The following is a 19,139-nucleotide window of genomic DNA, read 5'->3' on the forward strand; positions in this document are numbered from 1 at the left end:
CTCTCCGGGCCGGGGTCGACGACGCTGCCGCTGGTGGTGTTCTCGCGCGTGCGGCTGGGGCTGAACCCGGAGATGAATGCGCTGGCGACGCTGTTCATCTCGGCCGTGACGATCGGCGTGATCGTGGTGAACCAGGCGATGATCGCGCGCGAGCGGCGCCGGGTGGCCGACATGAAGGCGGCGTTCGCGGCGGCCTGAGCGGGCGCGGCGGGTACGGCGGGTGTCGTAGCGGCGGGCGCGCGATGCGCCCGCCGTTTGCGCTTTTGTCATGAAGTGCGTCAGGCGTCTCGTTCGGCGCCCGTCATGCAGCATGCGGACGCGCTATAGTCGTGCGACGCCCGTTCACGCCCGCCTTGACTACATGACCGCACATCCCGACGTTTCCTTCCAGCTGACCGACACCGAACAACCGGCCGCACGCGACTTCATCAGCAGCAAGCTCGGCGAATTCAACCACGCGATGACGGGGCGATCCGACACGGCGGCGCTCGATGTGTACGTGACCGATCCCGCGACCGGCGAGGTATTGGGCGGCCTCACTGGCCGGACGTCGCTCGGGTTGTTCTTCATCGACCTTTTCTACCTGCCGGAATCGCTGCGTGGCGGCGGCTTCGGCAGCCGGCTGCTGCGCGAGGCCGAAGCGGAAGCGAAGCGGCGCGGATGCGCCCGTGCGGTGCTCTACACGATTACGTTCCAGGCACCGGATTTCTACCGCAAGCAGGGTTACGAGGCGTTCGGCGAAGTGCCGTGCGAACCGGAAGGCACGGCGCGCGTGTTCATGGTCAAGGCGCTGTGAGCGGGATTGCGCGGTGGTGGCAGGGGGTACGCACCGTCGGATAGCGGCATCCTCCTGACATCCACCGACATCGCGCGGCAGGGCAACGAAGCATGCGCCGCGGTTGACTGTCCGCAACGGCTGCCGTTCCGGCAGCATCTTCGCCGCATTCCCGATCAACGTCCCGGCGCCGCGCGCTCCACGATCATGTCGTACAACGCCCGCGCTGCGGGCGACAACTGCGCGGCCCTGCGCGTCACCAGCACGAGCGTGCGCGATACCGACGGTTCGACGAGCGCGATCGTGCGGATCATCGGATACGCATTCTTCTGAATCGCGAGCTTCGGCACCACGGCCGCGCCGAGCCCTTCGGCGACGAGCCCGAGCGCGGTCGAACTGCGCTGCACTTCGTAGAACGAATGCAGCGACACGCCGCTCGTCTTCAGCGCACCTTCGAGCAACCCGCGATTGCCGCTCACTTCGCCGGCGAAGATCAGCGGATGCGGCTGCAGCGCCGCCCAGCGAATCCGCCGCCGTTTCGCGAACGGATGATCGTTGCGGCACACGAGCACGTAAGGGTCATCGGTCAGCGACACGCTGACGAGTTCGGGGTGCTGATCGCCGGCGATGCCGATCCCGAATTCCGCTTCGCGTCGCAATACGGCCTGCAGCACCGACGCCGATGCGTGATCGAGGATCTTCACGCGATCGTGCGGCCGGCGTTCGGAGAACGCGCGCAGAATGCGGGGCAGATATTGCACGCCGACGGTCGGCACGCACGCGATCGTCACGTCGCCGCGCTGGCTCAGGCCGGTTTCGCGGATTTCGGTCAGTGCATCCGACAGCTCGCTCAGCAACCGGCGCGCTTGCGGCAGGAAACGCCGGCCGATCTCGGTGAGCGCCGTGCGGCGCGTCGTGCGCTCGACCAGCGCGACGCCGAGAAACGCTTCGAGCTTGCGCAACCGTTGCGTGATGGCCGTTTGCGTCACGTGCAGCGTCTCGGCGGCCTGCCTGAAGCTGCCGCCGTCGGCGATCGCGACGAAGGCCTGCACACCCAGCGTATCTATTTTCATCAGAATTTTGAATCAATAGCGATATTAAATTCATTTTACTGACGATCGTCGGGATCGCAGAATGCATTGTATCGACGGCTGCCCATATCCCGGCACCGTCCACGCCGACCCGGAGGACTATCGTGACGACCCCACTCGACCCATACGCGAACCAGTACATGCAATTCGAGCGCGAACGCACGCGGCCCGTGCGCGATCTGCTGGCTGCCGTGCCGGACACGCCGATCCGCACCGCGATCGACATTGGCTGCGGGCCCGGCAACTCGACCGAGGCGCTGATCGCACGCGCACCGGACGCGACGGTGCGCGGGATCGACGCGTCGCCGGACATGATCGCGGCCGCGCGCAAGCGCCTGCCTGCGCTGCGTTTCGATCTGGCCGATGTCGCCACGTGGGACGATCCGGGCGGCTACGACCTGATCCTGTCGAACGCGGTGCTGCAATGGGTGCCCGCGCACGACACGCTGTTTCCGTCGCTGGTTGGCCGGCTCGCGCCGGGCGGCCATCTCGCGGTGCAGATGCCGGACAACCTCGACGAACCGGCACACCGGTTGATGCGCGAAGTCGCCGCGGCCGGGCCGTGGGCGGAGAAGCTGAAGCAGGCCGCGCGCACCGAGCGGTTCGATGCGCGGCACTACTACGCGCTGCTGTCGCCGTTGTGTTCGCGGGTGGACGTGTGGCGCACGACGTACTACCACCCGCTGAGCGGCGGCGCCGATGCGGTCGTCGAATGGTTCAAGGGCAGCGCATTGCGGCCGTTCCTCGCGGCGCTGGACGAAGGCGAGCGCGCTGCGTTCGTCGCGCGCTACCGCGAAGCCGTCGCGGGGCCGAACGGCTATCCGCTGCTCGACGACGGCACCGTGCTGCTGCCGTTTCCGCGCCTGTTCATCGTCGCGACGCGGAAGTAACCGACAGGTAGTTCCGAAGCGGGGCGGCGGCCGGAATCCGGTCAGGCCGGCGGCAGCACCGATTCCGGGTCGACCGTCCGGCTTGTCGCGCGCTGCCCGTCGCGCAGATCCTTGTACCAGAAGAGGGCGACTTCGCCGTCGTTCGCGCCGTCGGCGTACAGGAAGCGGTCGTGCCCGCCCACGACGAAACCCGCACGGGCATACGTGCAGCAGGCTGCGACGTTGTTCGCCTGCGTCTCCAGCCGCATGAAGCCGAACCCGCGGCTGCGCGCCCACGCTTCCGCCGCGGCCAGCAGGAACTGGCTGATACCTTGCCGCCGGCAGGTCCGGTCGACTGCGAGTTCCGCGATCTCGGCCATCCCGTTCCAGCTTTCCGTCATGGCGAGGAATCCTGCGAGGCGCCCGCCCGCGGTCGCCCGAAACAGCGCGGTGCCGCCGGATCCGTCGCGTGCCCCGCCGGTCGGGTCGAAGCCGTAATCCTTGCGCTGCACGGGCAGCGCGCGCAGATCGAGCAGATCCTGATACGGCGCATTCAGTTCCCACGCGATCTCGAACGAGAAGTCGCACCTATTCAGTTCATCGGCGGGAAGGTCGACCACCTGTTCGATGCTGATGTGCTCGGCTCGGTCCATATGTCGGTGTCCTGTCTTCAGCGGGATTGCCCGGTATTCCCCGGAGCGGGCGCCGCCATCGTGCGGCGAGCCAGCGCACCCCCTCGTTCCTGTTTCGGATTGCTGCGCGCGCACAATGCGCTCGTCGCGACTTCGTTCAACGCCCGATTATGCGGGATGCCGGCGCATGCCCGGCCGCGTTCGGCCGCCGCCGCCGGCTCGCCGCTCCCGGCACGTTGCGCGACGCCTGTGGAAGAAAGGCGACAGGAGCCCGAATAATTGTTTACCGCTTGATGACAACTCGATATATTTTGAAAAATATATCGAAGGTCGTGATGCCGACAGGCATCGCGCCGTCCATCCGCTCCACGAAAGCCGGAAGAGATTCTGGCCGGCATCGCCGGGGCAACGCGTCGTGATCGCGTGCGTATCGATGCGCACGCGCCGCGGCGCTGCAAGTCGAGCGGCTGTCCTTGCGGCATGCCGCTTCAGCAAGTCCATACCGGCATCGTTTCCGAACATCGTGCAGCGCGCATGAGGCGTACGCACGTCCGGCCGATCCGGCGCGGCTTGCCCCCGTTCGTCATCGTTTTTCGTCAACACGCCGCGCGTTCAGCAGCGATGCAAACGCGTGCGCTCACAACAAAAGGAAGCACCATGAAGAAGACCATTGCGGCCGCGGCCGCACTCGGGATGTTCGGCGCCGCACACGCGCAAAGCAGCGTCACGCTCTACGGGCTGATCGACGCGGGTGTCACGTATTCGAACAAGGTGGCGACGTCGACGGGGCACGACAAGCTCGTCAAGTATGGCGACGGCGTCGCGTCGGGCAGCCGCTGGGGCATCCGCGGCACCGAGGATCTCGGCGGCGGGCTGAAGGCATTGTTCGTGCTGGAAAGCGGTTTCAGCAGCGGCGACGGCACGATCGGCCAGGGCGGCGCGATATTCGGCCGTCAGGCGTTCGTCGGTCTGTCGAAGAACGGCATCGGCTCGCTGACGTTCGGTCGTCAGTACTCGTTCTCGACCGACTACATCGGCGGCAACTACACGATGGGCAGCCAGACGCCGGCCGGCAACTATGCGTATCACATCAACGACCTCGACCAGCTGACGTCGAGCCGCATCAACAACGCGGTGAAGTTCCAGAGCGCGAATTTCTCGGGCCTGACGTTCGGCGCGATGTACGGCTTCTCGAACTCGACCCAGTTCGCCGGCACGCCGACCACCACCGGCACGAACGCCACGCAGGGCGCGTCGAGCACGTACAGCTTCGGTGCGAACTATGCGCAGGGGCCGTTCGGCATCGGCGCCGCGTACACGAACATCCGCTTCCCGAACGGCGCGTCGCCGGCCTTCGGCGTGAGCATCGCGAACATCAACACGCTCGGGTTGCGCGACCTCGAAACGTTCGGCATCGGCGCGCGCTACGCGATCGCGGCGGGCCTCGTGTGGGCGAACTGGACGCATACGACGTTCAAGCCGCTGTCGGGCGATTCGTCGAAGCTGAACAACTACGAAATCGGCGGCCGCTACGCGTTCACGCCGGCATGGAGCGCGGGCCTCGGCTACACGTTCTCGAAGCTCGACGACCGCTTCGAAGGCAAGTGGCACCAGGTCAACGCGGCCGTCGACTACGCGCTGTCGAAGCGCACCGACGTGTACGTGAGCGCGGCCTACCAGAAGGCGTCGGGCAGCAACACGGTCAACGGCCGCGCGGTGCCGGTGCAGGCGGAAATCGGTTCGTCGACGTCGTTCATCGGCAACGCGGGCGCGAACACGCAGTTCGTCACGCGTATCGGCCTGCGTCACAAGTTCTGATCGACGGGCAGCACGGACGTCGCCGAGGCCGGCGACGTCCGCCGAGCGGGCGCTCCAGTGCGGAGCGCCCGTTTCGCTGTGACGGCACGCAACGCCGCAACCACACGACGCATCGGCGCGGAACACGATATATTCGATTGTGCATATCGAAACGATATTCGAACGCACCGACCCACATTCATCAGCACGGGAGCACCATTGTGAATTCGACGCACCGGGAAGCCGTCGGCGAAGCCTTTTCGCTCGATGCGATGCAGCATGCAAGAACCATGACGTGGCGGGCCGTCGACGCGATCGCGGCCGGTATTCGGCCCGGCATGCGGGAATCGGAGGCCAACGCGCTCGGGCTGCGCGTGCTCAAGGAACTCGGGATGGACCGCATCTGGCATCCGATCCTCGTGCGCTTCGGCGAGAACACGCTGCGCACCTTCAAGGAACGCTCGATCGACGACCCGGTACTCGCGGCCGACGACATCTTCTTCATCGACCTCGGCGCCGTGTGGAACAAGCACGAGGGCGACGCGGGCGCGACCTTCGTCTGCGGCGACGATCCGGACATGCAGGCCTGCGCGCAGGCCGCGCGCGTCATTTACGACGAAGTCGAGCACCACTGGCGCAGCACCGGATGCGCGGGCATCGCACTGTACGAATTCGCGGCGCGGCGCGCCGACGCGCACGGCTTCCGGTTGAACGTCGACATCAAGGGCCATCGCGTCAGCGATTTCCCGCACGCGATCTACAAGGCCGGCAATCTCGGCGATTTCGACGGCGCGCCCGCCGCCGGGCTGTGGATCCTGGAAATCCAGATCGCGCACCCGACCCGCCCGTTCGGCGCGTTCTACGAAGACCTGCTCGTATAAGCGTGAACAGGGCGCCCGGCGACGCGCCGCGAACGCGTCGCCGGGCGCGCAGCGCACCTCAGATGCCGATCGCGACGGGGCCCGCCAACGGCGTATACCCGTCGTCGAACAGGAACCACGCATCGTACTGGCCCGACGCGAGCGAACTGTTGGCCGTCGATGAAAACAGCAGCGAGCCGGTGCTCTTGGGCAGATACGCCCACGACTTGTAGCCGCCCTTGGTCGGCTGCGCGCCGCGTGCGTAGATGCCGACCCAGTTCTTCGGGCTGTGGCGCCACGGCGGCGCGACGTAGTCGAACCGCAGCGTGCCGTACGACGCCCCCTGCGACGACAGCACCGGGACGAACTTGCCGTTCGTATTGCCGATCGCCGGATCGGTCAGCAGCGCGCCGGATTGCGCCTGCACGCAGCCGGCCACGCGACGCAGGAAGTTCGGATCGTTCGCGTCGCGGATGCTCGCGTCGTACCAGCCGGCGTCGCCGTACCACGTGACGGCCCGCGTCGCGCCGGCCGGCACGCTGACCGACTGGGCGGCGTTCATTCCGTACGCGTTGTCGACGAGCTGGAACGTCGTCGCGCTCGAGCCCGCGGTATTGTCGAGCGTGATCTGCACGTTGCCGTTCTGTACGTCGTAGCAGAGGCTCACTTCGGCCGGCGACCCCGTATTTCCCGACGCGCCGATACTGCCGCGCAACGTCTGCAGGAATCCGTTCGGGCCGTAGACCGAATAGTCGTAGCCGCCGGCCGAATTCAGCGCGAGCGCGTCCGACAGGTTCGTGCACGCGTTCGCGCCGGCGCCGATCGTGTATTGGCGCGGAATCGTGCCGGTGCCGTCGACCCATGCCTGCAGATGCACGCCTGCCGCGCCGGTGTTGGTCATCGTCAGCGCGAGCGTCTTGCCGGACCGGTTGACCTTGCCCTGCACGAAGAACTCGTACGGCAGCCGGCATGCGGCGTTGCGGCCGACTGCCTGAGCCGGCACCGCGGTGGTGGTGGCCGGCGGGATGATGACGGTCGAGCCGTTCGGGTTCATGTTGCTGGCCGGGCTCGGGATTGCCGGAATCGTCTGGTCGGGGTTCGTGAAGTCGAACGCCGATGTGAGATCGCCGCACACGGTGCGCCGCCACGGCGTGATGTTCGTTTCCTGCAGCCCGAAGCGCGCTTCCAGAAAGCGGATCACCGACGTGTGATCGAAGACCTGCGAGTTGACCTTGCCGCCTTTCGACCAGGGCGAGATCACGAACATCGGCACGCGCGGGCCGAGACCGATCGGCACGTCGCCGCTCGCCGAGCCGTCGGACGCGGCGCCGCTGCTGCCGACGAATTCCGCCGCCGTCGACACCGTCGACTGGCCGGTGCCCGCATACGCGCTCGACGGCACGGCCGGCGGCACGTGATCGAACAACCCGTCGTTCTCGTCGTACATCACGAGCAGCACGGTGCTGGCCCATACCTTCGGGTTCGACGTCAGCGCATTGAGCACGTTGCTCACATACCATTCGCCGCCGCTCGCGGCCCACGACGGATGCTCGCAGTACGCATACGGCGCGGCGATCCACGATACCTGCGGCAGCGTGTCGTTCGTGACGTCGGCCTGCAGCTGGCTGAAGAGACGCGTGTCGTATTCGGTGCCGCCGCCGCTCGGGTCGATCTGCGTGCCGTTGAGCGCGGGCGCGAGCGGATCGTTCGCGCCGAGGTTCTGGTACTGCCTGAAGTTGAGAATCACGTTGTCGCCGTAATTCCCGTTCCACCAGAGATCCTTGCTCGAGCCGTTGTATTCGCCGTAGCCGTGGCCCGAATCCAGCCCGTTGCCCTTGTCCTGGTAGAACTTCCACGTGACGCCGGCCGCGTTCAGCCGTTCCGGCATCGTGGTCCAGCCGGTGCCGGTCATCGTGTTGGTCGTGTACGGCGCATAGCCGGGCACGTTGCCGCAGCAGCCGGTCCACAGATACAGGCGGTTCGGGTCCGTCGGGCCGAGCATCGAGCAGTGGTAGCCGTCGCACACGGTGAACGCGCTCGCCAGCGCGTAATAGAACGGGATGTCGTTCTGCGTGAAGTAGTACATCGTGCCGCTGGTTTTGGCGTCGGCCCAGTTGTCGTAGCGGCCGTTGTTCCAGGCGCTGTGCGTGCCGCTCCAGCTGTGGTCGAGGTCGCCGTAGTAGGTGTCGCCGTTCGCGACGCCGGCCGGCGACGACGGGTTGAACGGGAACGCGTAGGACAGCAGCCACGGCTGGCGCCAGACCGGATAGCCGCTCGAAATCACGACCGGGCGCGGGTCGCCGAAGCCGCGCGTGCTGCGCAGCGTGCCGAGGTAGTGGTCGAACGACCGGTTTTCCTGCATCAGGATCACGACGTGCTTCACGTCCTGAAGGGTGCCGGTGACGGTGGCCGCCGGGATCGACTGCGCGCGCAGGATGCTTTCGGGCAGCATGCCGGTGACCGCGGTGGCGCCCGCGAGCTTCAGCGCATCGGCGAGGAACTGACGTCGTGTCGTGGATTTGTTTTGCATGATCGCTCTCTGTCGTGAGTGGCCGCTCGGACTGGCCGGGCGCCGCCGTGCATCGTGGGCGGCGCATTGCGACGGCCGTCGTGCGGACGTGGGCATGCGCCCGTCAGTGGCATGCGGTGGCGCAGTGCAGGACCGGCGCGGCGGCCGGGCTCGACACCGACGCGCGGTTCGCGGCGAGATTGCCGGGCGCGCCGGCGTCGCCATCGCCGCATCCGGCCAGCGTGCAAACGAGCGCGATCATGAAGACACCGCGCCAGTACGGAAGGCGGTGTTCCGTACGTGGCAGCGGCGCGGTGTCGTGCCGACCCGAATCGAGTCGGATTCCTGAGTGATTGAAAGTCGTCTTGCCTGTTCCTGATTTCATTGCCCCTCCTGACATGAAATGAACAGCCGAGAATATCGCCCGAATCAGAACAACTTCATGACAGGCCATCCGCGCGTGCCGGCGACGTCCGACAGTCGCGCATCGGGATTGGTCGCGACCGGATGCGTGACGTAGTCCAGCAACGGCACGTCGTTGATCGAATCGCTGTAGAAGTAGGTCCGCTCGAAATCCGACGGCGTGTAGCCGAGCGATTTCAGCCATTCGGTGGTGCGTACGATCTTCCCTTCGCGGAAGCTCGGCACGCCGGTGCTGCGCCCCGTGAACTGCCCGCCGGGCGTGCCGTCGTCGGTGTCGAGCTCGATGCCGAGCAGATGCTCGATCCCGAACTCGGCCGCGATCGGCCCCGTCACGAACACGTTGGTCGCGGTGACGATGCAGCAGAGATCGCCGTTCCCGAGATGGCGCTCGACCAGCGCGCGCGCCTGCGGCGTGATGGCCGGCCGGATCACCTCGTCCATGAACTGCGCGTGCCAGCGCTCGAGCTGTTCCCGCGGATAGCGGGTGAGCGGCGCGAGCGTCACGGCCAGATACGCGTCCATGTCGAGCGTGCCTGCCGCGTAGTGGCCGTAGTGCTCGTCGATCAACGCAGCGTGCTCGTCGTCTTCCCGCCAGCCGACCCGGGTGATGAAGCGGCTCCAGGCCTGATCGCTGTCGAGCGGCAGCAGCGTGTGATCGAGATCGAACAGCGCGAGATGCTTGTGCATGTAAAAGTCCTTGTATTGCGTGCTTACGCGCCGATCAGCTTGTCGATCGCGTCCTTGGCGTTCTTTCCGTCGATGGTCGTGACACCGTCGAGCCACTTCGACAGCACGCCGGGGTTCTTCTTCACCCAGTCCTTCGCGACCGCGACCGGATCCGCGTGGTTCATGATCGGCACCATCAGCTGGTTTTCTTCGTCGGTCGTGAACTTAAGGTTGGTCAGCAGCCGGCCGACGTTCGGGCAGTGTTCGAGGTAGCCCGGCGTGACCACCGTGTAGACCTTCGCCGATCCGTAGTTCGGGCCGAACACGTTGTCGCCGCCTTCCAGATAGGAAATCCTGTAGTTGATGTTCATCGGATGCGGCTCCCACGCGAGGAACACGATCATCCGGTGTTCCTGCACGGCGCGCGTCACCTGGACCAGCATCCCGGCCTCGCTCGATTCGACGAGCTTGAAGCCGCCGAGGCCGAATTCGTTCTTGTCGATCATCCGCTGGATCAGCGCGTTGCCGTTGTTGCCGGCGCCGATCCCGTAGATCTTGCCGTCGAGCTGGTCGCGGAATCTGGCGATGTCGGCGAAGCTCTTCAGGCCCTTGTCCGATGCGTATTGCGGCACGGCCAGCGTGTAGCGCGCGCCGACCAGGTTCGGCTGCGGCAGCAGGTGCACGGCGCCGGCATCGACGAACGGCTTCACCGTCGGCGTCATGCTCGGATCCCAGTAGCCGAGGAACGCATCGATCTGCGCCTTCTTCACGCCGGCCAGCACGATCGGCGGCGACGCGATCGTCTTGCTGGTTTCGTAGCCGAGCCCGTCGAGCAGCATCATCGCGACACCGGTGGTGGCCGCGATGTCGCTCCAGCCCACATCACCGAGCGTCACCTTCTTGCAGACGTCGCCTTCGGATGCGTGAACGGGTGCCGTCGCGATCGACGCGACCAGCGTTGCGGCCAGCATCCATACCTTTTTCGTCATGTTGGTCTCCTAAGCAAGTATTCCGGATCGTGCTGCGTGGTGGGGCCGGCGGGGGCCGACGTCGATCGTATTGATCGGATGAAACAAACGCATCTGGGTCTAGCCGTGTTGTGTTTCGTACCGTATATTAGAACGCACAAAATCGCAAGTTCACACAAAAATACAACTTGCGACGAAGTCGGATCGTCAGGAAAACGAAAGCAGGCGAAGTCGTGCGGCACGCCGCGCGGCCCGCGGTTCATTTAGGTTGGGTCAAGGAAGGAGAACTCGAATGATCAGTCAGATGGAAATCATTTCCCGGCTGCTGCTGGCCGCATTGCTTGGCAGCATCATCGGCATCGAGCGCGAGCGGCTGTCGTGGGCGGCCGGGCTGCGCACGCACATGCTGGTGGCCGTCGGCGCCGCGCTCGTGATGGTGGTGTCCGCATTCGGCTTCGCGGACATCCAGAACGCGAAGAACGTGTCGCTCGATCCGTCGCGGGTCGCCGCGCAGGTCGTGTCGGGCATCGGCTTTCTCGGCGCCGGGTCGATCATGTTGCGCGGCGAGATCATCCGCGGCCTGACGACGGCGGCGAGCCTGTGGGTCGTGGCGGCGGTCGGGCTCGCGGTGGGCGGCGGGATGTACGTCGCCGCGATCGCCGCGACGGCGATCGTGCTGGCGATCCTCGCGGGCCTGAAGCCGATCGAGAAACGCTTTTTCGCCGCGCGGCAGCGCTGGGGCGTGCGCATCCTCGCGAGCCGTGGCGCGGTAAAGCTGACGTCGCTGCAGGCGATGCCCGGGATCGACCAGGCGCGCATCGTCCAGTTCATCATCGAGCAGGACGACGTGACGCCGGACGACGACCGGATCCACGTGGTGTTTTCGAAGATGACGAGCAGCGAGTTCCAGGCGGTCCGTCAATCCCTGCAGACCCTCGTCGGCATCAAAAAGATGGAGGAAAGCGCCGCATAGACCCGGTTCGAATAACATTGACGTTCATTTCCGAGGACATTTCATGTGGCAAGAAGAGCGATATCAGAGGATCCGGCTTCTGTTATCGAAGATGCAGCGCGTTTCCACCGACCGGATCATGGCCGACCTGAACGTGTCGCGGGAAACCGTGCGCCGCGATCTCGTCGATCTCGAGGCGATGGGGGAACTGAAGCGCGTGCACGGCGGCGCGGTGCAGGTGGGCGACGAAGCGCCGATCGCCGAGCGTGCGCAAACCCACGTGAAGGCGAAACTGGCGATCGCGCGCGCCGCGGCCCGGCTCGTTGCCGGCTCGCAGACGCTCTTCATCGACGCGGGCACGACCACCACGCTGCTGGCCGAGGAACTGTCGAAACTGTCCGGCCTCACGATCGTCACGAACTCGATCGACGTCGCGCTGAAGATGCGCTCGAGCGACCCCGGGCAGGCGAAGAACGAAACGATCCTGCTCGGCGGGATGATCGGCAGCCGCGCGGCCGCGACGGTCGGCGACGGGACGGTCGCCGAGATCTTCCGCTACCGGGCCGATCTCGCGTTGCTGTCGCCGGTCGGCGTCGATCACGTGCGCGGCGCGACGAACTACGACCGGATGGAAACGGAAGTCGCGCGCGCGATGGTGACCAACGCGGCGGACGTCGCGATCCTCGCCGATTTCAGCAAGCTCGGCACGACGAGCCGGATCGGCTTTTGCGAACCCGCGCGGATCGGCACGCTGGTGACGGACCAGAAGGCGGAGTCGGTCGACAGCTACAAGCATCTCAGGAAGGCCATCAAGCAGATCGTGCTGTCGTGATCCGGCGCCGTTATCCCGCCTATGCGGCACGCATCCTGCTGCGCGGCCGTTTCCCGGCGTAATATATTCGTCGATACAACGATGGCGCCGCCCGGCGGCGCCGGCACGGAGGCGGGCGATGGAGATGGCAGGCACGACGGCGCCTTCGGCGCATGAGGCGACGGCGGGTTCGATCGCGCTGGCCGGCGCCTTCGAGCGGCCGATGACGGTCACGCTCGACGACTTGCGGCGCCACGCGTGCGTGAGCGCCGAGCCGTTCGACCTGCGCTGCTTCACGACGAACCGTTTCATCCGCTCGGTCGAGCCGTATCGCGGCGCGCGGCTGACGGATCTGATCGAAGCGGCCGGGCTGCGCAACGACATGCCGGGCGACTTCAAACGCATGGTGTTCATCGCGCATGCGCACGACGGCTACGCGGTCACGTTTTCCTGGCACGAACTGTTCAACACGCCGGTCGGCGAACGCGTGATCGTCGCGTTCGAGTGCGGCGACACGCCGCTGTCGATCGACGACGGCGCGCCGCTGTTGTTTTCCGGCGCGGACGTCATGCCCGCGCCGCGTCACGTGAAGCGGCTGGCGGGGATCGTCGCACGCGTGCTCGAACTCTGAGCCGGCGCTGCGCGGGGCCTGCCTTCGTGTATGCTTGGCCGCATCGTTCAACCGGCGGACAACATGAAGACTTCGGCACACCCCAAGCCAGCGGTGCGGTTCAGAATGCGCATCCAGCAGGGCGACACGATCGCGCTCGGGCCGGGCAAGGTTGCGCTGCTCGAGGCCGTGCGCGAGCACGGGTCGATTTCGGCGGCGGCGCGCAGTCTGGAGATGTCGTACCGGCGCGCGTGGCTGCTGATGGACGAGTTGAACCGGTCGCTGAAGTCGCCGGCGACCATGTCCGAGCACGGCGGGCAGAGTGGCGGCGGCAGCGTGCTCACGCCGGTCGGCGAAGAAATCATCCGGCTCTATCGCGAGATCGAGGCGCGCGCTTACGCGGCCTGCGCGGACGAAATCACCGCGCTCACGAAGATGGTGCGCCGCTGAGGATTGCGCGATCGCACTGTCGGCGGTGCCGGCGCCCTAGCCGTGCCGCAGGCAGAAGCGCGATGCTTCGCCCGTCTGCGCATCCGGCGGCATGACCTCGTGCGCATGCGCATCGAGCCGCCCGATCAATTCGACGAAACTGGCGACGCTCGCAGTGCGTAGCGGGTAGTACGCGATCTGGTGACGCTCGCACATCCGCTTGAGCAGGTTCATCGAATCATGGTCGATGCAGTCGACCGGAAACACGACCAGGTTCGCACCCGGCAGCGCTGCAGCCAGCAGGCCCTTGCGGTCCTCGATGCCGCCGTCGTGCAACGTCATTTCGCCGCCCGCCGTCTCGACGATTCGCCGGATCGCACGATTCGAGCCGGGCCGGCCGCCGACATAGACGACACGCTTGTGCCGCAGGATCGACAGCGATTCCACCGCGGGGGCGGCCGGATCGTCGGTCGACGCCTGCACGGCCTGTTCGATCGCGCTCGCTTCGGCGCGCAACGTCTTCACCATCGCCGTCAGGTCGTCGAGCCGCGCGCGCATCGCGCGGGCGCTCGCCTGTTCGGCGGCGATCCGTTGTTCCGCCGCCTCGCGGCGGCTCGTGTGCAGCGCAAGACGTTCGTCGCGCGCAGCCAGCGCTTCGCGCAACTCGCGCACTTCGTCGCGCAACACGCTTTCGGCGCTCATCGGCTGCGCGCTCTCGCGTGCGCGGTACGCATCCAGTTCCTTCAGCGCGGCGTCGCGCTCGACGCTCATCTCGTGCAGGCGTGCCTGCTGCCGTTCGATCTTCGCGTGCAGCACCGCATGCTCTTCCTCGAACGCGACCAGCCGGCGGATATCCGCGCGATTCGCCGCGCCGACCAGATGCGACAGCATGTGCAGGTCGCCGAACGCGGCCTGGCGCACGATCATCGTCGTGCGCGGATGCGTCATCAGCGCCCAGTACGCAGGCGGGATGTCGCCGCTTTTCAGCGCGTCCTGCCACAGCGCGAGGAGTGCGTCCGCGTCCTTTGCCTTGTCGAACGCACGGATCGCACCCGCATAGCGCTCGTCGAGCGCCTTGTGCAGTGCCTTGCCGCCGGCCGCGCCCTCCATCGCAAGCTCGACGGCCGCGTGGTGGATTTCCAGGTCGGTGGCGCGCTGACGGTCCAGATCGGTGAATTTCGGCACGAGCTTGCGCAGTTCGTGCGTGCTCAGGCAGGTGCCGATGATCGAGCAGTGCAGGTTCGAATCGAGCTCGGACAGGCGCGTGCGGCGCTTCAGTTCGGCTTGTTGCGCACGGGACGGCGCGCAGCAGGCGTCGATCCGCCCCGCGTCGGCGGGCGAAACGCCGCCGGACGACGGCAGGCCCGCCGTGCGGGCCAGGCGAAAGGGCGGAGCGTGCATGTGGACCTCGATCCGGGCCCGGTGGGCCGGAGACGGATGCGCGAAAGGTTGGCGAAATATACCACGGAATATAACGAACGAAATTCCGGGGAAACGCCGGGTTTGCGGCTCAGCAGGGCACGGCGGATTCGTGGTGCGATGCGTGGCGCGTGCCGGGCGACGGCTGCTGCATATGGCGTTCCATCACGTGTTCGACGCACAGTCCGACCAGCAGCACGTCGACGCGCTCCAGCGCGGCCACTGCGTTGCGCATCGCGGCCGGGTCGTTGCTGAACGCGTCGGAGAACACGTCGTCGCGGGTGCGCTCCAGGCTGCGGGCCTGCCCGATCGCCCGTTCGAGGGCGGACAGGCGCGTGAAGCGCGCGGCGCGCGCGTCGCTTTCGAGCATCGCCAGCAGTTCGCGCAGGCTCAGCACGGACAGCGTTTCGTCCGTCGCGGCCGAAAACAGCCGGATGAAGCGCATGACGCTGCCGCGCAGGCGCCGGAACGCGTCGACGACGTCCGTGACTTGCTGCGCGCGTCCGTCGCTCGGCAACGGTCTGAGCGTGCTGATGCTGCGCGTCAGGGGCGACGCGGGCGCGTGGGCGCGCGCGGCGCGCAACAGGGCGCGATCCGTCGGCGGGCGGGGCATGGCGGTTCTCCGGTGGTGCTGATAGCGATATATTCTACGGAATATATCGATAGTGCAAAAAAAGCGGCGCAGCCCCACCGGGCACGGCGCCGCCAATGGCCCGAAAGGCCGCCCTGGTCAACCGGTCGCGCGCATCGCGTGGCGCAGTTCCTGATAGCTGCGCAGGCCCGTGACGCCGAGTTCGCGGCCGATCCCGCTCAACCCGAAGCCGCCCCAGCACACGTGCGGATAGATGAGCTGCGGCGCGTTGATCCACACGAGCCCGGCACGCACGCGCGCCTGGAACTGCTTCGCGACGTCCGCGTCTTGCGTGACGATCGTTGCGACGAGCCCGTAGCGGGTGTCGTTCGCGAGCGCGATCGCCTCGTCGTCGGTGCGGAACGACTTCACGCACGCGACCGGGCCGAACACCTCGTCGGTCCACAGCAGGTTGTCGGCGGCCGGTTCCGCGATCACGACGGGTGCCATGAAGAAGCCGTCGCCGCCGCTATCGGCCACGCGGCCGCTGAACGCGACGCGCGCGCCCGCGGCGATGCCGCGTTCGAGCATCGCGTCGACGCGGGTGCGCTGCGCGGCCGAGATCATCGGCCCCATCGCGACCTGTCCGGTATCCGGCGGCGCGACGACGAGCGCGCGCACGGCCGTCTCGAACGCGGCCATGAAGCTGCGATAGAGGCTGTCGTGCACGAGGATGCGCGCGGTGGCCGAGCACATCTGGCCCGCGTTGGTGAATGCGCCCGCGACGGCGAGCGACACCGCGACGTCGAGATCGGCGTCGTCGCGCACGATCAGCGACGACTTGCCGCCGAGCTCGAGCGTCACGCGCTTCATGTCCTCGGCCGCGGCCTGCATGACCTTGCGGCCGGCGGCCGTGCTGCCGGTAAACGAGATCTTGTCGATCAGCGGATGCGTGGTCAGCGCCGCGCCGACGTCGGCGCCGCCGTTCACGACGTTGACGACGCCGTCCGGCACGCCGGCTTCGGCGATCAGGTCGATCAACGCGTGCTCGGCCGGCGACGTCAGCTCGGACGGCTTCAGCACGACCGTGCAGCCGGCCGCGAGCGCGGGCGCGAGCTTCCACGCGGTCGTGACCATCGGGAAGTTCCACGGCATGATCAGCGCGGCGACGCCGACCGCGTCGTGGAAGCGCTCGGCTTCGACGGCATCGCTCGGCAGCGCGACGGGCTCGGCGGCGAACAGCGCCGGGTTGTCGCACAGCTGCGCGTAATACGCGAACGTCGCGACGACATCGCCGACGTCGGCGTCGGCTTCGAACGGCGGCTTGCCGCTCACCTGCATCTGCAGCGCCGCGAGGCGCTCGCGGCCGGCTTCGACGCGCTCGGCGATTTTCGCGAGCAGGCGGCCGCGCTCGGCGGGCGGCGTGTCGCGCCAGCCGGCGAACGCGTCATGCGCGGCGCGAACCGCGGCGTCGACGTGCGCGGCCGTCGCGAATTCCTGCCAGCCGATCGTCTCGCCGGTCGATGCGTTGAAGATCGGCGCCCCGGCTTCGTCGGAATGCGTGCGCACGGGCCGGCCGGCGATATGCGCGGCGGGCAGCACGCGCGTCGCGGCGGAAGGGGAAAGCTCAGCGGTGGACATGACGGTTTTCCTGTCGGTCGGATGGGCGGATCAGCGGTAGGCGACGCCCGGCATCACGCAGAGCATTTCGAACGCGAGGTTCGCGCCGACGAGCGCGGTGGTGCCGGTCGGATCGTACGGCGGCGACACTTCGACGAGATCCGCGCCGACGATGTTCAGCCCCTTCATCCCGCGAATGATCTCCAGCCCTTGCTGCACCGACAGCCCGCCGATTTCCGGCGTGCCGGTGCCGGGCGCGAACGACGGATCGAGCCCGTCGATGTCGAAGCTGAGATACACCGGCGTGTCGCCGACGCGTTCGCGCACGTGCGCCATCAGCGGCGCGAGCGACTTGTTCCAGCATTCCTCCGCCTGCACGACGGTGAAGCCCTGCTGGCGGCACCAGTCGAAGTCTTCGGCGTGGTAGCCGGTGCCGCGCAGGCCGATCTGCGTGACCTTGTCGCATTGCAGCAGGCCGTCTTCCACCGCGCGGCGGAACGGCGTGCCGTGCGCGATCTTCTCGCCGAACATCGTGTCGTTCACGTCCGCGTGCGCGTCGATGTGGACCACGGCGACCTTGCCGTATTTCTTGTGCAGCGCGCGCAGGATCGGCCATGCGATCGTGTGGTCGCCGCCGAGCGTGATCGGCCGGCAGCCGGTCGCGACGATCTCGTCGTACGCCTCTTCGATGCGGCGGACCGAATCCTTCAGGTCGTACGGGTTGGTCGCGACGTCGCCGATGTCGGCGACCTGCAGCGAATCGAAGGGTGCTGCGCGGGTGGCCATGTTGTACGGGCGCAGCAGCACGGATTCGGTGCGGATCTGGCGCGGGCCGAAGCGCGAGCCCGAGCGGTTCGACGTGCCGAGATCGAGCGGCACGCCGACGAAGCACACGTCGAGGCCGTCGGTCGTGTCGGCCTGCGGCAGGCGCATCATCGTGGCGATGCCGCCAAAGCGCGGCATCTCGTTGCCGCCCATCGGTTGGTTCAGTTCGCGGTGCATGGGGCCGTCTCCTCTTTCTGGTGAAAAACGATCGGCCGATGGTAGAGGAGAACGCAGGCCCGAAGATTTTGAAGTCGCAACGTTTACATCGACGGGTCTCGATGCGAGCGGCGCTGCCGCATCGACGCGGCGCAACCGTAAGCGATTTGGGGGCGCGAGCGATCAGCCGGCGATCGCGGGCGGCGCGTCGTCGTCGGTGGCGGCGTGGTGCGAAGCGGAGGCGGGGAACGCCGGCACGGCCGAGCCCCATGCGGCGAGCTCGCGCTTGGTGCGCACGCCGAGCTTCTGGAATGCGCGCTTCACGTACGACTCGGCCGTCGCGACGCGCACGCCGAGGATGTCGGCGGCTTCCGGCACGGTCTTGCCGGAGATCAGGTGCTTGCAGGTCTCGTATTCGCGCCTGGACAGCTTCACGCCGTCGGCCGCGATCCGCGCATCGAACTGCGCGAGCGGATGCACTTCAGGCGTCGGATGCGCGACGCGCCGCGCGGCGGTGGTGGACGCGTGCAGTTCGAGCAGCGGGAACAGCACGTCGCTGATGCTGCGAAAGCGGTTCATCTCGGCGAGCGTGAACGGCGGGCGGTCGCGGCCGCGCTCCAGCGCGATCGAATGCTGCGCATAGCGGGTGCCGCGCGCGAGCACGCATTCGTGGCCGATATGCACGTCGTCGTAGATTCGCTGGCGGAATTCGCCGGGTGGAATCGCCGCGATGTCGCGCACGACCAGCATCGTGCCCGTCTTGCCGCGCAGCCCCGCGAACAGCGGGTCACTGTCGAGAAAGCGCTCGTAGTAGAGCGTCATCACGTCGGAGATTTCGGCGGCCTCGGTGCCGATGCCGCTGCTGCCGATCCATTCGCAGCGGTAGCCGGTGGGCATCGAGCCGTCGACGCGCGAACGTTCGACGTGCGCGACGTCGAGCGGCACCACGTCGTTCAGCAATTGCGTGAGGCGCGGCACGAAGTGCGGCGTGCCGACCGTCTCGATCAGCTCGCCCAGCGCCTTGAACGACACGTTGAAGCGGTCGGTGTCGCGGTGGAAGGGGTTCACGTTGAGCAGCATGCGGTTCCCCGGGTAAAAAGCGGCGCGATTTTAGCGTTCAACGCCGAAAACGTCATTAAGGAGAAATACGGTACGG

Annotated in this window: 19 protein-coding genes and 1 pseudogene; 9 read left to right on the forward strand and 11 right to left on the reverse strand. The window is 67.0% G+C overall.

Annotated features, from left to right (window positions below; translation table 11 throughout):
- Positions 1–198 (forward strand): annotated as a pseudogene (locus BME24068_RS33165) (putrescine ABC transporter permease PotI); the annotation flags it as partial.
- Between the two features lie 163 nt (positions 199–361).
- The gene (locus BME24068_RS33170; RefSeq protein ID WP_096507980.1) at positions 362–796 is read left to right on the forward strand and encodes a GNAT family N-acetyltransferase; all 435 of its coding nucleotides are present in this window, start codon (positions 362–364) and stop codon (positions 794–796) included.
- 155 nt (positions 797–951) lie between these two features.
- Here BME24068_RS33170 and BME24068_RS33175 read toward each other — a convergent pair whose 3' ends face one another.
- Positions 952–1,848: a LysR family transcriptional regulator gene (locus BME24068_RS33175; RefSeq protein ID WP_174928612.1), complete on the reverse strand. Its 897-nt coding sequence runs from the start codon at positions 1,846–1,848 to the stop codon at positions 952–954.
- A 122-nt stretch (positions 1,849–1,970) separates the two neighbouring features.
- Between BME24068_RS33175 and tam the strand changes: the two genes are divergently transcribed.
- Positions 1,971–2,756 carry a trans-aconitate 2-methyltransferase gene (gene tam / locus BME24068_RS33180; protein WP_174928613.1) on the forward strand — a complete coding sequence of 262 codons (786 nt, stop codon included), beginning with the start codon at positions 1,971–1,973 and terminating at the stop codon, positions 2,754–2,756.
- Between the two features lie 41 nt (positions 2,757–2,797).
- Here tam and BME24068_RS33185 read toward each other — a convergent pair whose 3' ends face one another.
- The gene (locus tag BME24068_RS33185) at positions 2,798–3,388 is read right to left on the reverse strand and encodes a GNAT family N-acetyltransferase (RefSeq protein ID WP_174928614.1); all 591 of its coding nucleotides are present in this window, start codon (positions 3,386–3,388) and stop codon (positions 2,798–2,800) included.
- 636 nt (positions 3,389–4,024) lie between these two features.
- Between BME24068_RS33185 and BME24068_RS33190 the strand changes: the two genes are divergently transcribed.
- Entirely contained in the window at positions 4,025–5,185 is a 1,161-nt protein-coding gene (locus BME24068_RS33190; RefSeq protein WP_174928615.1) for a porin, read from the forward strand.
- Positions 5,186–5,385: 200 nt separating this feature from the next.
- Positions 5,386–6,045: a M24 family metallopeptidase gene (locus BME24068_RS33195; protein ID WP_174928616.1), complete on the forward strand. Its 660-nt coding sequence runs from the start codon at positions 5,386–5,388 to the stop codon at positions 6,043–6,045.
- A 58-nt stretch (positions 6,046–6,103) separates the two neighbouring features.
- Here the strand turns inward: BME24068_RS33195 and BME24068_RS33200 are convergent, their stop codons facing one another.
- The 4 genes from BME24068_RS33200 to BME24068_RS33215 all read right to left on the reverse strand — a co-directional run bounded on the left by BME24068_RS33200 (position 6,104) and on the right by BME24068_RS33215 (position 10,611).
- Positions 6,104–8,554: a phosphocholine-specific phospholipase C gene (locus BME24068_RS33200; protein ID WP_174928617.1), complete on the reverse strand. Its 2,451-nt coding sequence runs from the start codon at positions 8,552–8,554 to the stop codon at positions 6,104–6,106.
- 103 nt (positions 8,555–8,657) lie between these two features.
- The gene (locus BME24068_RS35210) at positions 8,658–8,795 is read right to left on the reverse strand and encodes a hypothetical protein (protein WP_239008054.1); all 138 of its coding nucleotides are present in this window, start codon (positions 8,793–8,795) and stop codon (positions 8,658–8,660) included.
- A gap of 167 nt (positions 8,796–8,962) precedes the next feature.
- Positions 8,963–9,643 (reverse strand): HAD family hydrolase, encoded by a 681-nt coding sequence (locus tag BME24068_RS33210; RefSeq protein ID WP_096507913.1) that lies wholly within the window; start codon positions 9,641–9,643, stop codon positions 8,963–8,965.
- Between the two features lie 23 nt (positions 9,644–9,666).
- A complete protein-coding gene (locus BME24068_RS33215; RefSeq protein WP_096507912.1) occupies positions 9,667–10,611 on the reverse strand; it encodes a choline ABC transporter substrate-binding protein in 945 nt (314 codons plus the stop codon).
- A gap of 271 nt (positions 10,612–10,882) precedes the next feature.
- Here BME24068_RS33215 and BME24068_RS33220 point away from each other — a divergent pair, with 271 nt between their 5' ends.
- The 4 genes from BME24068_RS33220 (at position 10,883) to BME24068_RS33235 (ending at position 13,413) form a co-directional block, all read left to right on the forward strand.
- Positions 10,883–11,563, forward strand: a complete 681-nt coding sequence (locus tag BME24068_RS33220; protein ID WP_174928618.1) for an MgtC/SapB family protein — start codon at positions 10,883–10,885, stop codon at positions 11,561–11,563.
- A 43-nt stretch (positions 11,564–11,606) separates the two neighbouring features.
- Positions 11,607–12,374 (forward strand): DeoR/GlpR family DNA-binding transcription regulator, encoded by a 768-nt coding sequence (locus BME24068_RS33225; protein WP_174928619.1) that lies wholly within the window; start codon positions 11,607–11,609, stop codon positions 12,372–12,374.
- A 118-nt stretch (positions 12,375–12,492) separates the two neighbouring features.
- On the forward strand, positions 12,493–12,984 hold the full coding sequence (locus tag BME24068_RS33230; RefSeq protein WP_174928620.1) for a molybdopterin-dependent oxidoreductase: 492 nt from the start codon (positions 12,493–12,495) through the stop codon (positions 12,982–12,984).
- 105 nt (positions 12,985–13,089) lie between these two features.
- On the forward strand, positions 13,090–13,413 hold the full coding sequence (locus BME24068_RS33235; protein WP_096507908.1) for a winged helix-turn-helix domain-containing protein: 324 nt from the start codon (positions 13,090–13,092) through the stop codon (positions 13,411–13,413).
- Positions 13,414–13,449: 36 nt separating this feature from the next.
- Here BME24068_RS33235 and BME24068_RS33240 read toward each other — a convergent pair whose 3' ends face one another.
- The 5 genes from BME24068_RS33240 to BME24068_RS33260 all read right to left on the reverse strand — a co-directional run bounded on the left by BME24068_RS33240 (position 13,450) and on the right by BME24068_RS33260 (position 19,063).
- On the reverse strand, positions 13,450–14,793 hold the full coding sequence (locus tag BME24068_RS33240; protein WP_174928621.1) for a DUF2325 domain-containing protein: 1,344 nt from the start codon (positions 14,791–14,793) through the stop codon (positions 13,450–13,452).
- Between the two features lie 109 nt (positions 14,794–14,902).
- On the reverse strand, positions 14,903–15,424 hold the full coding sequence (locus BME24068_RS33245) for a hypothetical protein (RefSeq protein ID WP_239008052.1): 522 nt from the start codon (positions 15,422–15,424) through the stop codon (positions 14,903–14,905).
- Positions 15,425–15,541: 117 nt separating this feature from the next.
- Entirely contained in the window at positions 15,542–17,023 is a 1,482-nt protein-coding gene (locus BME24068_RS33250) for an aldehyde dehydrogenase family protein (protein ID WP_174928622.1), read from the reverse strand.
- Positions 17,024–17,053: 30 nt separating this feature from the next.
- Positions 17,054–18,004, reverse strand: a complete 951-nt coding sequence (speB, locus tag BME24068_RS33255; RefSeq protein ID WP_174928623.1) for an agmatinase — start codon at positions 18,002–18,004, stop codon at positions 17,054–17,056.
- Positions 18,005–18,166: 162 nt separating this feature from the next.
- Positions 18,167–19,063 (reverse strand): helix-turn-helix transcriptional regulator, encoded by an 897-nt coding sequence (locus BME24068_RS33260; protein ID WP_096507904.1) that lies wholly within the window; start codon positions 19,061–19,063, stop codon positions 18,167–18,169.
- Positions 19,064–19,139: the final 76 nt, after the last annotated feature.

It is taken from the genome of Burkholderia anthina, assembly GCF_902498995.1.
Lineage (GTDB): Bacteria > Pseudomonadota > Gammaproteobacteria > Burkholderiales > Burkholderiaceae > Burkholderia > Burkholderia anthina.

Excerpts from the sequence above, each read along its gene's own strand:
- BME24068_RS33250 (WP_174928622.1), bottom strand. The coding sequence starts at position 17,023 with ATGTCCACCGCTGAGCTTTCCCCTTCCGCCGCGACGCGCGTGCTGCCC.
- BME24068_RS33210 (WP_096507913.1), bottom strand. The coding sequence starts at position 9,643 with ATGCACAAGCATCTCGCGCTGTTCGATCTCGATCACACGCTGCTGCCG.
- BME24068_RS33220 (WP_174928618.1), top strand. The coding sequence starts at position 10,883 with ATGATCAGTCAGATGGAAATCATTTCCCGGCTGCTGCTGGCCGCATTG.
- BME24068_RS35210 (WP_239008054.1), bottom strand. The coding sequence starts at position 8,795 with ATGATCGCGCTCGTTTGCACGCTGGCCGGATGCGGCGATGGCGACGCC.
- BME24068_RS33235 (WP_096507908.1), top strand. The coding sequence starts at position 13,090 with ATGCGCATCCAGCAGGGCGACACGATCGCGCTCGGGCCGGGCAAGGTT.
- BME24068_RS33175 (WP_174928612.1), bottom strand. The coding sequence starts at position 1,848 with ATGAAAATAGATACGCTGGGTGTGCAGGCCTTCGTCGCGATCGCCGAC.
- BME24068_RS33215 (WP_096507912.1), bottom strand. The coding sequence starts at position 10,611 with ATGACGAAAAAGGTATGGATGCTGGCCGCAACGCTGGTCGCGTCGATC.
- BME24068_RS33185 (WP_174928614.1), bottom strand. The coding sequence starts at position 3,388 with ATGGACCGAGCCGAGCACATCAGCATCGAACAGGTGGTCGACCTTCCC.
- BME24068_RS33190 (WP_174928615.1), top strand. The coding sequence starts at position 4,025 with ATGAAGAAGACCATTGCGGCCGCGGCCGCACTCGGGATGTTCGGCGCC.
- BME24068_RS33230 (WP_174928620.1), top strand. The coding sequence starts at position 12,493 with ATGGAGATGGCAGGCACGACGGCGCCTTCGGCGCATGAGGCGACGGCG.
- BME24068_RS33260 (WP_096507904.1), bottom strand. The coding sequence starts at position 19,063 with ATGCTGCTCAACGTGAACCCCTTCCACCGCGACACCGACCGCTTCAAC.
- BME24068_RS33170 (WP_096507980.1), top strand. The coding sequence starts at position 362 with ATGACCGCACATCCCGACGTTTCCTTCCAGCTGACCGACACCGAACAA.
- BME24068_RS33245 (WP_239008052.1), bottom strand. The coding sequence starts at position 15,424 with ATGCCCCGCCCGCCGACGGATCGCGCCCTGTTGCGCGCCGCGCGCGCC.
- BME24068_RS33240 (WP_174928621.1), bottom strand. The coding sequence starts at position 14,793 with ATGCACGCTCCGCCCTTTCGCCTGGCCCGCACGGCGGGCCTGCCGTCG.
- speB (WP_174928623.1), bottom strand. The coding sequence starts at position 18,004 with ATGCACCGCGAACTGAACCAACCGATGGGCGGCAACGAGATGCCGCGC.
- BME24068_RS33200 (WP_174928617.1), bottom strand. The coding sequence starts at position 8,554 with ATGCAAAACAAATCCACGACACGACGTCAGTTCCTCGCCGATGCGCTG.
- BME24068_RS33225 (WP_174928619.1), top strand. The coding sequence starts at position 11,607 with ATGTGGCAAGAAGAGCGATATCAGAGGATCCGGCTTCTGTTATCGAAG.